The sequence below is a fragment of the Streptomyces tateyamensis genome, from assembly GCF_003205575.1.
GTDB lineage: Bacteria > Actinomycetota > Actinomycetes > Streptomycetales > Streptomycetaceae > Kitasatospora > Kitasatospora tateyamensis.
On record NZ_PYBW01000180.1, the window covers coordinates 1 to 12,552 of the forward strand.

General features: G+C 72.3%; 14 protein-coding genes. 8 read left to right on the forward strand and 6 right to left on the reverse strand.

Annotated elements, in window-relative coordinates; genetic code table 11:
* The coding region (locus C7C46_RS31505) for an FtsX-like permease family protein (protein ID WP_146259293.1) at positions 1-306 on the forward strand (306 nt) is incomplete at its 5' end.
* A 49-nt stretch (positions 307-355) separates the two neighbouring features.
* Here the strand turns inward: C7C46_RS31505 and C7C46_RS37490 are convergent.
* Positions 356-484: a hypothetical protein gene (locus tag C7C46_RS37490; RefSeq protein ID WP_281278603.1), complete on the reverse strand. Its 129-nt coding sequence runs from the start codon at positions 482-484 to the stop codon at positions 356-358.
* A 197-nt stretch (positions 485-681) separates the two neighbouring features.
* Between C7C46_RS37490 and C7C46_RS31510 the strand changes: the two genes are divergently transcribed.
* The 3 genes from C7C46_RS31510 (at position 682) to C7C46_RS31520 (ending at position 2,728) form a co-directional block, all read left to right on the forward strand.
* Complete coding sequence (locus tag C7C46_RS31510) at positions 682-966, forward strand: DUF427 domain-containing protein (RefSeq protein WP_110673339.1); 285 nt, start codon at positions 682-684, stop codon at positions 964-966.
* 28 nt (positions 967-994) lie between these two features.
* On the forward strand, positions 995-1,744 hold the full coding sequence (locus C7C46_RS31515) for a YoaK family protein (RefSeq protein WP_245985249.1): 750 nt from the start codon (positions 995-997) through the stop codon (positions 1,742-1,744).
* 201 nt (positions 1,745-1,945) lie between these two features.
* Positions 1,946-2,728 carry an SGNH/GDSL hydrolase family protein gene (locus C7C46_RS31520; protein ID WP_110673340.1) on the forward strand — a complete coding sequence of 261 codons (783 nt, stop codon included), beginning with the start codon at positions 1,946-1,948 and terminating at the stop codon, positions 2,726-2,728.
* A gap of 174 nt (positions 2,729-2,902) precedes the next feature.
* Here C7C46_RS31520 and C7C46_RS31525 read toward each other — a convergent pair whose 3' ends face one another.
* Both C7C46_RS31525 and C7C46_RS35505 read right to left on the reverse strand, forming a co-directional pair.
* On the reverse strand, positions 2,903-3,175 hold the full coding sequence (locus tag C7C46_RS31525) for a DUF4190 domain-containing protein (RefSeq protein WP_110673341.1): 273 nt from the start codon (positions 3,173-3,175) through the stop codon (positions 2,903-2,905).
* Between the two features lie 25 nt (positions 3,176-3,200).
* Positions 3,201-3,356 (reverse strand): hypothetical protein, encoded by a 156-nt coding sequence (locus C7C46_RS35505; protein WP_181442643.1) that lies wholly within the window; start codon positions 3,354-3,356, stop codon positions 3,201-3,203.
* 98 nt (positions 3,357-3,454) lie between these two features.
* On the opposite strand from C7C46_RS35505, the gene C7C46_RS31530 reads away from it, so the two are divergent.
* The 4 genes from C7C46_RS31530 (at position 3,455) to C7C46_RS31545 (ending at position 9,427) form a co-directional block, all read left to right on the forward strand.
* Positions 3,455-4,114 carry a TetR family transcriptional regulator gene (locus C7C46_RS31530; RefSeq protein WP_110673342.1) on the forward strand — a complete coding sequence of 220 codons (660 nt, stop codon included), beginning with the start codon at positions 3,455-3,457 and terminating at the stop codon, positions 4,112-4,114.
* Positions 4,115-4,233: 119 nt separating this feature from the next.
* Entirely contained in the window at positions 4,234-4,578 is a 345-nt protein-coding gene (locus C7C46_RS31535; RefSeq protein ID WP_110673343.1) for a rodlet layer protein, read from the forward strand.
* Positions 4,579-4,809: 231 nt separating this feature from the next.
* On the forward strand, positions 4,810-6,462 hold the full coding sequence (locus C7C46_RS31540) for a glycosyltransferase family 2 protein (protein ID WP_110673344.1): 1,653 nt from the start codon (positions 4,810-4,812) through the stop codon (positions 6,460-6,462).
* Positions 6,463-6,478: 16 nt separating this feature from the next.
* On the forward strand, positions 6,479-9,427 hold the full coding sequence (locus C7C46_RS31545; RefSeq protein WP_110673345.1) for an acyltransferase family protein: 2,949 nt from the start codon (positions 6,479-6,481) through the stop codon (positions 9,425-9,427).
* A gap of 160 nt (positions 9,428-9,587) precedes the next feature.
* On the opposite strand, the gene lpdA is transcribed toward C7C46_RS31545, so the two are convergent.
* The 3 genes from lpdA to C7C46_RS31560 form a co-directional block, all read right to left on the reverse strand.
* Positions 9,588-10,997 carry a dihydrolipoyl dehydrogenase gene (gene lpdA / locus C7C46_RS31550; protein ID WP_110673346.1) on the reverse strand — a complete coding sequence of 470 codons (1,410 nt, stop codon included), beginning with the start codon at positions 10,995-10,997 and terminating at the stop codon, positions 9,588-9,590.
* A gap of 110 nt (positions 10,998-11,107) precedes the next feature.
* Complete coding sequence (locus C7C46_RS31555) at positions 11,108-12,085, reverse strand: alpha/beta fold hydrolase (protein WP_110673347.1); 978 nt, start codon at positions 12,083-12,085, stop codon at positions 11,108-11,110.
* Positions 12,086-12,264: 179 nt separating this feature from the next.
* The coding region (locus C7C46_RS31560) for a LysM peptidoglycan-binding domain-containing protein (protein ID WP_146259294.1) at positions 12,265-12,552 on the reverse strand (288 nt) is incomplete at its 5' end.

Genomic DNA, 12,552 nt, shown 5'->3' on the forward strand with positions numbered 1-12,552 from the left:
CGACCAGCATCCCGGCGCCGCACCCTGGCGGTGCCCACCGCCTTCGGCACCCGCCGGCGCACCCTGGCCGCCGCCCTGCTCTGCCAGTGCGTGCTGCCGGTACTGCTCGGCCTGGCCCTGGCGCTGGCCTTCGGCACCGGGCTGGCCACCGGCCTGCTCTCGCTGACCTCGCTGCCGCTGGCGCTGCCCTGGGCGCAGATCGGCCTGCTGTGCGCGGCGGGTGCGGCGGCGGTGCTGCTGGTCACCGCACTGAGCCTGCCGGCACTGTGGCGGGCCGGCGCGGTGCGGGGGCTGCGGCACGAGTGACCGGTCAGCGGCGCGCGGCGGCGTGCCGCCCCCTCCGGCGGGCGGGCGGTCAACGGCGCACGGCGGCGTGCCGCCCCCGCCGGCGGGCGCGGGTGGCCCGCTGGCGGGCCGGGTCGGTGAGGCTGAGCAGCAGGGCGAGCGCGGGCGGGACGGTCAGCAGGAACAGGGTGAGCGTCAATCCGGGCACCTCTTTCCGATCGTGAGCGAACGGCCTGAGGGCAGTGTGGCCACCACGGGCACCCCGGTAACCGCCCGTCACACCGTCGCCCGTACCCCGTCACCCGGCTCGCCCAGCACCCTGTCGGACGACCGGCCCCACCTGCCTCCCGTGCGGGTGAGCACCCGTAACCACCCGGGCGGGCTACCCTGCTGGGTATGCCTAGTGCTTACTGGAACGGACAGCTGATCGCCGACAGTGCGGACACCGTGGTGGTGGAGGGCAACCACTACTTCCCCCGGGAGTGCGTCGATCCGGCCCTGCTCACCGACTCCGCGACCACCACCTGGTGCCCGTGGAAGGGGACCGCGAACTACTTCACCCTGGTGGTCGACGGGGAGCGCAACCCCGACGCGGTCTGGTACTACGCCGACCCCAAGCCGGAGGCGGAGATGGTGCGCGACCGGGTCGCCTTCTGGCACGGCGTGGAGATCCGGGACTGAGCGCCCGCACCCGCCTAACCTGGGCCGGGTGCGAGAACTGCTGCGCGGCGCCTGGCGGACGGCGGTGCCCGAGCCGGGCGACCGGCACGGGCCGCTGCCGCCGCTGCTGCTGGCGCTCACGGTGCTGAGCGGGATGATCGATGCGGTCAGCTACCTGATGCTCGGTCAGGTGTTCGTGGCGAACATGACCGGCAACGTGGTCTTCCTCGGCTTCGCGCTGGCCGGGGCGCCGGGCTTCTCGGTGACCACCTCGTTGGTGGCGCTGCTGGCCTTCGTCGCGGGTGCGTTCCTCGGCGGGCGCCTGCTGGCCCCGGTGACGCACCGGGGCCGGGCGCTGCTGCACGCGGTGCTGGTGGAGACCGTGCTGCTGGGGGCCGCGGCGCTGCTGGTGGCGCTGTTCCCGGTCAGCCCCGGCAGCACCGACAGTTCGCGCGACCTGGCCACCGCCGTGCTGGCGCTGGCCATGGGTGTGCAGAACGCGATGGTCGCCGTGGTCGCGGTGCCCGACCTGACCACCACGGTGGTCACCCGCACCATCACCGCCGCCTTCGCCGACACCGGGCGCACCGGGCGGCTCGAGCAGCGGGCGGGGCGCCGGCTGCTCTCGGTGCTCACCCTGGCGGCCGGCGCGCTGGTCGGCGCGACGCTGGTGCTGCACGCCTCGCAGGGTGCGGCGCTCGGGGTCCCGGCCGCGCTGGCGCTGGTGGCGGGCCTGGCCGCCGTCCGCCCGGCCCGCGCGGACGCACCGTGGACCGCACGGGACCGCGGGCGCGCCTGAGGGGCGGCACTGCTCGGTGGAGGCGCGGCCGATCGCGGGCGCGCCCGAGCGGGGGGCGCGGGACGCTGACGGCCGGGTGCAACTGAGGGGTCGTCAGTCGCGGTGCTTCGTATTCCCACCGAGTGGGTGGCAAAGGTCACGCTCCGCCATGGGCCACCTACGGTGGCGTAGGTCACTTGAGACAGTGAAGTATCTACTCCCATGGCTGACCTACTGGAGACTCTTGACCTGACTTCTTACGCGGCCCTCGGGGACAGCTTCACCGAGGGCCTGAACGACCCTGCTCCGGACGGTAGTTACGTCGGCTGGGCGGACCGCCTGGCCCTGCTGCTGGCGGAGCGGCTGCCGCCGGGCGGGTTCCGGTACGCCAACTTCGCGGTGCGCGGGCGGCTGCTGTACCAGATCGCGGCCGAGCAGGTGCCACAGGTGCGCCGGCTCCAGCCGGACCTGGTCACCTTCTGCGCCGGCGGCAACGACATCCTGCGCCCGGGCAGCGACCCGGACGAGGTGGCCGAGCGGTTCGAACGGGCCGTGGTGCAGCTGACCGAGTCGGCCGGCAAGGTGCTTATCTGCACCGGCTTCGACACCCGGGGCGTGCCGCTGCTCAGGCACCTGCGCGGCAAGATCGCCACCTACAACGTGCACCTGCGGGCCATCGCGGACCGCAACGACTGCGCGGTGGCGGACCTGTGGTCGCTGCGCACGATGCAGAGCCGCCAGGCCTGGAGCGAGGACCGGCTGCACCTCTCCCCGGAGGGGCACCAGCGGGTCGCGCTGCTGGCGGCCCGGGCACTGGGGCTGCCCACCGAGGCGGACCCGGCCGAGCCGTGGCCGGCCGAGGCGGTGCGTTCGGACGCCGAGGTGCGCCGGGAGAACCTGCTCTGGGCACGCGACTACCTGCTGCCGTGGGTGGGGCGGCGGCTGCGTGGCGAGTCCTCGGGCGACCATGTGGCGGCGAAGCGGCCGGAGTTGCTGCCGCTGTAGGTGTGGTGAGTGGTGTGGTGAGCCGCGGGCGATGGCGGCAGCGGGCACCGCAATAGACGATGACAGCTGACAGATTCTGAAATCTGTCAGCTGTCATCGTCTATTGCGGCACATACAGCGCGGCACCCGTCATTCAACGCCCAGGCCCGCCGACCGACCCACGCGCAGCCACCCTCAGCCGATCTGCCAGAGCACGCCGTGGCTGTGCGCGATGGTCACCGCGAGCACCACCAGGTCGGCCGCGCCAAGCGCGAGACCGAGCAGCGCCCGCCCGCGCCGGGCGGTACCCCGGACCAGCGCGAGCGCGCCGAGCGCCAGGGCCAGCGGACCCAGCACCACATTGAAGAGCAGCAGGCCAATGAGGCCCAGGACGAAGGAGGCGACGGCCATCCCGTCCGCCTCGCGGCTGCGCGAAGCTGCGCCGGTCGCGTTCACAGTGGCGTTCATCGGTTCCTCCCCGGTCGATCGAGTGTCAGTGGCGGCGCAGGCGGGCGACGCCCTCGCGGGCGCCGAAGAGCAGCAGCCAGCCGGCGATCAGCGCGGCGGCCAGCAGGAAGCCGTCGAGCGAGAGGTGCGCGGCTGCGCCGAGCAGCACTCCCATCAACGCGATTACGGCGATGAAGAACATGGTCGAACCCCTTTCAGCTAACAACTGTTCGCCGACTTGCCCAGTCTACGCTCTCCCGGGGCTCGCGAAAGTCAGCAAACAGCTGTTTACTGAATGATGTGAGTCACACCCCCACCCCGACCCCCCACCCGGCCGGCACCAGCAGGGCCGCGCAGAAGGAGCAGAGCCGGCGCGCCCTGCTGGACGCGGCGCTGCTGCTGCTGGACCATCAGAACCTCAGCAGCCTGGGCGTGCGCGAGGTCACCCGCGCGGCGGGCCTGTCGCCGGCCGGCTTCTACCGCCACTTCCGCGACCTGGACGAGCTCGGCGTCACCCTGGTCACCGAGTCGCTGGGCAGCCTGCACCTGATGATCGAGAAGGTGCTCGCCGAGCAGGGCGAGCCGGAGCGGCTGATCGAGCGGACCGTGGCGGTGATCGCCCGTCACGTCCGCGAGCACCGCGCTCACATCCGCTTCCTGGCCCGCGAGCGGCACGGCGGGGTGCAGCCGGTCCGCGCGGCGATCGCGGCGGAGTTCGCCGCCTTCACCGAGCAGACGGCGGCCGCGCTGAGCCTGCAGGAGGAGAGCGCCGACTGGTCCGCGGCCGACCTGTCGATGCTGGCCGCCCTGTACGTCGAGCACCTGGTCGGCACCGCCGCCGCCTTCCTGGAGGCGCCGGCCGGCTCGCGCGCCGCCGAGCAGCGGATCGCCGCCCGGGCCCGCGACCAGCTGCGGCTGATCAGCATCGGGCGCCGGCACTGGACGTCCGCGAAAGGGTGACAGCGCAACAGCGGCAGTGTCCTCGCTCCGGGTCCGGCGTTGAACGCGGCGTCGGAACGAACGCCGGCGCGGCGGCCCCTCCCGCAGGCCGCCCGCCGGTCCTGTGGAGAGGAACATCCATGCTCAAGAAGGCCCTGGCCGGCGCCGGCCTCGCTGTCGCCTCGATGGCCGCGATCGCCTCCCCCGCCTTCGCCATCGGCGACGCCGACGGGTCGGCGGCCTCGGTCTCCGGCGACGGCGGCACCAACAACACCGGCACCTACGGCGACCACAGTGCCAACTACCACGCCGCCGACAACCTGAACCTGTGCCTGCCGGAGGTGCACCACACGCAGGTCGGCGTCCTGGTGCCGGTCCAGGTGGACGTGCCGCTGCTCAACCAGCAGCAGCACCAGGTCTGCAACCTGGGCCAGACCACCCAGGCCAACGGCGACGCCGCGCTGCTCTCGCACGCGATCGGCTGACGCCCCGGGGGCGGCAGAGGCGTACCGGAGTCGGCCGTCCCGAGCTCGGGCCGACCCGGGCCTCCCGCCAAAAGGCCTCGTCAGGGGCACGGTCCAGCAGATCGTGCCCCTGACGCATGCCGACGCTCCGTTGACCTGCCGTTCACCTTGATCCACCACCACTTCACAAGTGGTCTATACCAATCAGCTAGGCTGTCCCCGGAAGCTGTTCGACACGGCTGTGGGGGCCCTATGACTGTTCATCACCTTCCGGCACCACCGAACGACCAGGAGCTCTACTGGTACTTCGGTCCGCAACGCCGGTGGGTCCTGCTCTGTACGTCCGCGGCGTTCGTGCTCACCGCGGGCACCATGTTCACCTTCGCCCTGCGCACTCCCGCGCTCTGGGCCTTCCTGGCCGTGCTGGCACTCAACGTGCTGGCCCTGGCGCTCTCCTCTCTCAACAGCCTGCGCGGGCGCCGGCTGACCCGGCAGTCGCACGAGGTGCTGGTCCGCGCCTGGCAGCCGGCCGCCGCACCAGGCGTGGACCTCTACCTGCCCACCTGCGGCGAGCCGTTGGACATCCTCGCCAACGCCTACCGGGCGGTTGCCGAGGTCGACTGGCCCGGCGAGCTCACCGTCTGGGTGCTGGACGATGCCGATCGCCCCGAAGTCGCGGATCTCGCCGAGGAGTTCGACTTCCGCTACGTGGTCCGCCCGAACCGCGGCGAGCTCAAGAAGGCGGGCAACCTCAACCACGCGCTGCCGCTCGGCGACGGCGAGTTCATCGCCATCCTGGATGCCGACTTCGCACCGCGCGCGGACTTCCTGCGCCACCTGGTGCCGTACTTCGCCGACCCGGCGATCGGCATCGTGCAGAGCCCGCAGTGCTTCGACACCGACACCACGATGAGCTGGATCGAACGGGCCGCCGGGGCCGCCCAGGAGTGGTTCTTCCGCTGGATCCAGCCCTCCCGCGACGCCAGCGACGCGGCGATCTGCTGCGGCAGCAACGCCGTCTACCGGCGCACCGCCATCGAGGCGGCCGGCGGCTTCGCCAAGCTGGCCCACAGCGAGGACATGTACACCGGACTGGCCCTGTACGAGCGGGGGTTCCGCACCCTGTACGTCCCCGTGCTGGTGGCCAAGGGCACTTCGCCCGACAGCCTGGCCGCGTTCGTCAACCAGCAGTACCGGTGGGCGATGGGCAACCTGCACCTGCTCACCAGCCGCGACCTGAAGCGGATGCGGGCGCCCTGGCGGATGCGGCTCTGCTTCTACGAGGGCATCGTGGGCTACCTCACCATGGCGGTGAACCTGTTCTGCGCACCGCTGCCACCGCTGGTGATGATGTACGGCTACCCCGACCAGATCCGGCCCTGGCACGTGCTGCCCCTGCTCGCCCCGCTCTGGCTCTGGCACGTGCTGCTGCCGCGGATCAGCCGCACCCGCTGGCGGATCGAGGTGATCCGGGCCAACGTGCTGATGTCGGTGGCCGCCGCCACCGCCTTCTGGCACACGCTGCGCGGCCGCAGCGCCGCCTGGGTGCCCACCGGCGCCGGCCGGGCCCGCCCCGGCGGCATGGCCCGCCGGGTGGTGCAGGTCTCGCTGGCCTGGCTGCTGTTCTCGCTCGCCGCCGCAGGCCTCGGCCTCGGCTACGACCTGGCCCGCGAGGGCCTGGCGCCGAACTGGGGCATGCTCTGCTACCTCGCGGTGCAGTTGCAGATCGGTCTGCCGCTGGTCCGCGACCTGCTGGCCGAACTGCGCTCCGGGACGCCACGCGCGGCCAAGTACGCCCTGCTGCCCCGCCGTTGGCCGGAAGGCCTGGCGATCACCACCGGTCTGGCGCTGACCGCACTGCTCGCCTCCGGCTGGGTGGCCCCGATGCTGCCCTGGCTCGGCTGAAAGGTCCTCGACTCCCATGTCTGTCACCATCCGTCCGGCACGCCCGGACCTGCCCACACTGCGCAGCCGTCCGACCGCGGACGGCAACCCCGGCTTCCGGCCGGACGTCGAGGGCCTGCGCGCGGCGGCGCTGCTGGCCGTGCTCGCCTTCCACGCCGCGATACCCCACCTGGCCGGCGGGTTCGTCGGGGTGGACGTCTTCTTCGTCATCTCCGGCTACCTGATCACCGGTCAACTGCTGCGCGAGGCAACCGCCTCCGGGCGGATCCGGCTGGCCGAGTTCTACTCCCGCCGGGCCCGCCGACTGCTGCCCTCGGCGGCGCTGGTGCTGGCGGTGGTGGCGCTGGCCGGGGCGTGGCTCACCGCGCCGCTGCGCCGCACCGACCTGGAGTACGACGTGCTGGCCGGGGCGCTCTCGGTGGCCAACTGGCGCTTCGTCGCCCAGCAGACCGACTACCTGGCTGCCGGGCGGGACCCCAGCCCGCTGCTGCACTTCTGGTCCTTGGCGGTCGAGGAGCAGTTCTACCTCCTCTGGGCACCACTACTGGCCCTGCTGGTCTGGCTGGCGTGCCGTCAGTTCCGCCTGCTGGCACTGGCGTTCACTCTGCTGGTGAGCACGGCCTCGTTCGCCCTCGCGCTGCGCTGGACGCACGGCTCGGTCTCGCTGGCCTACCTCGGCTCGCCGTCGCGCGTCTGGCAGTTCGGCACGGGCGCGGTGCTGGCGCTGCTGCCCTGGCACCGGCTGCCCGGCCCGCGCACGCTACGGGCACTGGTCGGCTGGGCGGGAGCGGCGGCCCTGGCCTGGTCCGTGGTGGTCTTCACCGCCCATACCCCGTACCCAGGTTGGGCCGCACTGGTGCCGACCCTGGGCACCGCAGCGGTGATCCTGGCCGGGATCCCCGGGCGCGGCGAGGCGCCCGACACCCCGGCCGCCGGGCCCGGTCGGCTCCTCGGGCACCGCGCGCCGCGGGCGCTCGGACGGCTCTCCTACACGCTCTACCTGTGGCACTGGCCGGTCCTGGTACTGGCCGAGGCGAAGTTCGGGCCGCTCGGCTGGCCGGCCAAGGTGCTGCTGACCGCTGCGGCCGCGCTGCCGGCGCTGGCCACCATGCGCTGGGTCGAGCGGCCGCTGCGCCGCAACCCGGTGGTCACCGAACTTCCCAGGCGTGGGCTCTCGTTGGGGCTCAGCGCGGTGATCGTGCCGGTGGTGCTGGCGCTCGTGGTAGGGACCGGGACGCTGCGCCTGCTCGGCCCCGGCGCGCCGGTCAACCTGGCCGGGCTGCCGCCCGGCGCCCCGGACGGCACCTCCCTGCTGTTGCCCGCCGCACTGCCGCGCCAGTCGGCCGCACTCGTCCCCGATCCGGCGCAGGCCCGCAAGGACTTCCCGCCGGACGCCGCCTGCGAGGTGCCGCCGAGCGCGACCAGCAGCCCGCCCTGCCTGTTCGGCGACACCGCCGCGACCGACCGGATCGTGCTGCTCGGCGACTCGCACGCCGGCCAGTGGTTCTCGGCCGCGCTCGCGATCGCCGGCGAACGGCACTGGGGGCTGGAGGAGTTGGTCAAGCAGGGCTGCCCGCTGCCGCAACTCACGGTGGTCAATCCCCAGTTGGGCCGCGAGTACCGGGAGTGCGACAGCTGGCGGGCGACCACCCTGCAGCGCCTGGCGACCGAGGCCAAGCCGAAGCTGATCATGGTGGCGGCGCTCAACCGCTACACCGACGACCGGGACCTGCTGGCCCGCGGCTGGGAGCAGACCCTGACCCCGCTGCGCGCCCTCGGGGTGCCGATCGTCTACCTGACGGACACGCCGATCCCCGGCAGCGACGTCCCGGCCTGCGTCTCCGGCCACCCGCAGTCCCCGTCGAACTGCGACTTCCCGCGCGACAAGGCGCTGTGGCCCGATCCGCTGGCCGACACCATCGCGGCCGGCCGCGAACCCGGGGTGCACGCGGTGGAGGTCAACTCGCTGCTCTGCCCGGCCGCTGGGCACAACTGCCCGGCTGTGCTGGAGAAGATCCTGCTCTACCGGGACGACGCCCACCTGACCAACGTGGCCGCCGTGGTGCTCACCCCGCGCCTGGAACGGCTACTGGAGCAGGCGGGGTTGATCCCTGTGGCGAACGGGGCGAGCCCAGGACAGGCGCAGCAGGACGGGTGGACCGAGCTGCTGCGCGACGAGTTCACCGGCCCGGCCGGTTCGCGCCCGGACGGCAAGCTGTGGAGCTACGACCTGGGCACCTGCTACCCGGGCTGCCCGGCACCGCAGTGGGGCACCGGGGAGCTGGAGACCATGACCGACTCCACCGACAACGTCCGCCTCGACGGCCAGGGCGCCCTCGAGATCCGGCCGACCCGGGATGCGGGCGGGCAGTGGAGCTCGGGCCGACTGGAGTCGCGCCGGGCCGACTTCGCCGCGCCGGCCGGCGGAGTGCTGCGGATCTCGGCCTCGATCCAGCTGCCGCAGGTCTCCGGGGCGGCGGCGACCGGGTACTGGCCCGCCTTCTGGACCCTCGGCGCGGGCCTGCGGGACGGGTACACCGGCTGGCCGGGCGTGGGTGAGCTGGACGTGCTGGAGTCGGTCAACGGTCACCAGCAGGTCTTCGGGACCATGCACTGCGGCACTGCCCAGGGCGGGCCCTGCCACGAGCCGCAGGGCCTGGGCTCGGGCGAGCACCCCTGCCCGGGGTGCCAGGACGGCTTCCACACCTACGGCGTGGAGGTGGACCGCTCCACCAGCCCCGAGCAGGTGCGCTGGCTGCTGGACGGCGCCGAGTACCACCGGGTGACGGCCGATCAGGTCGACCCTGCCGCCTGGGACCAGGCGGTCCACCACGGCATGTTCCTCATCCTGGACCTCGCCATGGGCGGCGGCCTGCCCACCGCCTTCGGCGGCTCGGTCGGTGCGGCCACCGAGCCGGGGCATGCGATGCGGGTGCAGTGGGTGTCGGTGAGCAGCAAGCGCTGACGGTCGCCAGCTCGACAGCTCGACAGCGGGAGGGCGGCCCGCCGACGCCGCGGGCCGCCCTCCTTGCGCTATCCGGTGACAGCTGACAGAAATTGAAATCTGTCAGCTGTCACCGGACAATCACTAGCGCGGAGCCAATCGCTCCACGCCTGACGGTCGATCAGAAGTTGATCATGTGTCCGGCCAGGCCGTGCACGGCCTCCTTGACCGCCTCACCCAGGGTCGGGTGCGCGTGCACGTTGCGCGCGACCTCGTGCACCGTCAGGTCCCACTGCTGGGCCAGGGTCAGCTCCGGGAGGAGCTCGGTGACCTCGGGGCCGATCATGTGCGCGCCGAGCAGCTCGCCGTGGGTGTTGTCGCAGATCACCTTGACGAAGCCGGCCGGGTGGCCGAGGCCGTGCGCCTTGGCATTGGCGGTGAACGGGAACTTGGCGACCTTGACGTCGTAGCCCAGCTCACGCGCCTGCGCCTCGGTGTAGCCGAAGCTGGCCACCTGCGGCTGGCAGTAGGTGGCGCGCGGGATCATGGCGAAGTCGACCTCCATGGTCTCCGCGCCGCCGATGCTCTCGGCCGCGATCACGGCCATGGCCTCGGCCGCGTGGGCCAGCATCAGCTTGGCGGTCACGTCACCGATGGCGAAGATGTGCGGCACATTGGTGCGGCCCCGGCCGTCCACCGCGATGGCGCGGCGCTCGGTCAGCGCGACGCCGGTAGCCTCCAGGCCGTAGCCGTCGACCCGCGGCGCGAAGCCGATCGCCTGCAACACCTTGTCGGCCTCCAGCACCCGCTGCTGGCCGTCCTTGGTCACGGTGACCCGGACCTTGCTGTTCGGGTCACCGTCGTCGATCGCATCGACCCGGGTGGCGGTGAGGATCTCGATGCCGAGCTTCTTGTACTGCTTGCCCAGCTCGGTGGAGACCTCGACGTCCTCCAGCGGGACCACCCGGTCGAGGAACTCGACGATGGTGACCTTCACGCCGTAGCTGTTCAGCACGTACGCGAACTCGACGCCGATCGCGCCGGCGCCGGCGATGATGATGCTCTCCGGCAGGGTGTTGCTGAGGATCTGCTCCTCGTAGGTCACCACCCGGTCGCTGAGCGAGGTGCCGGGCAGCAGGCGGGTGGTGGCACCGGCGGCGATGATGCAGTGGTCAAAGGTGACGGTGGTGTGGCCACCCGCGGTCAGCGCGACCTGCAGGGTGTGGTCGTCGACGAAGGTGCCGCGGCCGTTGTACTCGTCGATCCCGTTCTTCTTCATCAGGTAGTGGACGCCGGCCACCCGGCCGTCCGCCACCTTGCGGCTGCGCAGGAAGGCCTCGTTGTAGTCGAAGCTCACCTGGCCCTCGACCTTGATGCCGAAGGTCTTCGCCTCACGGGTGAAGATGGTGGCGAGCTCCGCGTTGCGCAGCAGCGCCTTGGACGGGATGCAGCCGACGTTCAGGCAGACCCCGCCCCAGTACTTCTCCTCGATCACCGCGGTCTTCAGTCCGAGCTGCGTGGAGCGGATGGCAGCGGTGTAGCCACCGGGGCCAGCTCCCAGGACAACGACGTCGTAATGCGTGCTGCTCATGATCCTCGTTCCGGCGAAATTCGGGTGATGACGGTAAGACGGTGATGACACTGCCGCGTCGACTGTATTACCCCGGGACGCCGGCGTTCTTCCCGGGCCGATCGAGCGGGTTACTTCGCAAGGTGCGCCAGGAAGTCCAGCAGCGCCTCGTTGACCTCCGCCGGGCGCTCCTGCTGCGTCCAGTGGCCGCAGCCGGGCAGGGTGAGGTGGGCGTGCAGCCGGGGAGCGATCTGCGGCAGGGCCGCGCGCAGCTTGTCCACCCCGCGCAGGGTGGTGACCATGTCGCGGTCGCCCACCACGTAGAGCGCGGGGACCGGCACGACGGCGCCGCGCAGTGCGGCGAGCAGCTCGTGGTTGCGGTCGATGTTGCGGTACCAGTTCAGCGGACCGGTGAAGGCGTGCTCGCCGTGCACCGAGTAGTCCTCGACGAAGACCGCCAGGTCCTGCTCGGTCAGCCAGCCCGGCAGCTCGCGCGAGCGGCCGAGCAGGTCCAGCAGGGTGGCGCCGGCCGGGATCACCCAGGGCTTGGGCTCGCCGGACCGCTCCCCCGAGCCGCCGGCCAGGATCGACCGCAGGCTGGCCGCCACGTCGGCGACCAGCTCGCCGTCGGCCCGGCCCGGCTGCTGGAAGTAGAGCTGGTAGAAGCCGTCGCCGTAGGTCGCGCGGCTGACCTCGGTCGGCGCCAGGCCGGCCGGCAGCGCAGGCGGCGTGCTCAGGCCGGCCACCCCGCGCACCAGGTCGGGGCGGAGCACCGCGGTCAGCCAGGCCACCGGACCGCCCATGTCGTGGCCGACCAGCACCGCACTGTCGGCCCCGAGGGCGCGGATCAAGCCGACCACGTCGCCGGCCAGGTGCGGCAGGGTGTAGGCGTCGACCGCTTCGGGGCGGTCACTGCGGCCGTAGCCGCGCTGGTCGGGGGCGACCACCCGGTATCCCGCCTCGGCGAGCGGGCCGAACTGGTGGCGCCAGGAGTACCAGCTCTCCGGAAAGCCGTGCAGCAGCAGCACGAGCGGGCCTTCGCCCTGTTCGGCGACGTGCAGCCGGACCCCGTTGACCTCGACATAGCCGTGCTTGACCTGGTCGGTCACGACCCCTCCTCGGCTGGTGTGTAACCCGTGCGTACGAGGCCAGCCTCCCCCGGGTGACACGGAGTCAGCAAGGAGGGCCGGATGCCGCAACGCCGTAAAGCCCGGTGCCCCCTTCCCGTTGGTGGTGGGAAGGGGGCACCGGGGTTGCGCTTGCTGCCCAGGGGTCAGCGGGGTGGGTCTCAGATGCTGAGGACCTGGCCCGGGAAGATGACGTCGGGGTTGGCGCCGACGGTCTTGACGTTCTTGCCGTACAGGGCGTCGACGGTGGTGCCGTGGGCGGCCGCGATGGCGCTCAGGGTGTCGCCGCTCTTGACGGTGTAGCTGCCGGCGCCGGCGGTGCCGGTGGTGACCTTGTAGCTCTTGCGCTCGGTCGGCTGGGCCTGCGGGGCGGCAGCGGGCTTGTCGGCCTGCTTCTGCACCGGCGCCTGGGCCGGGGTCTGAGCCTTGGCCGGGGCCGGGGTGGTGTC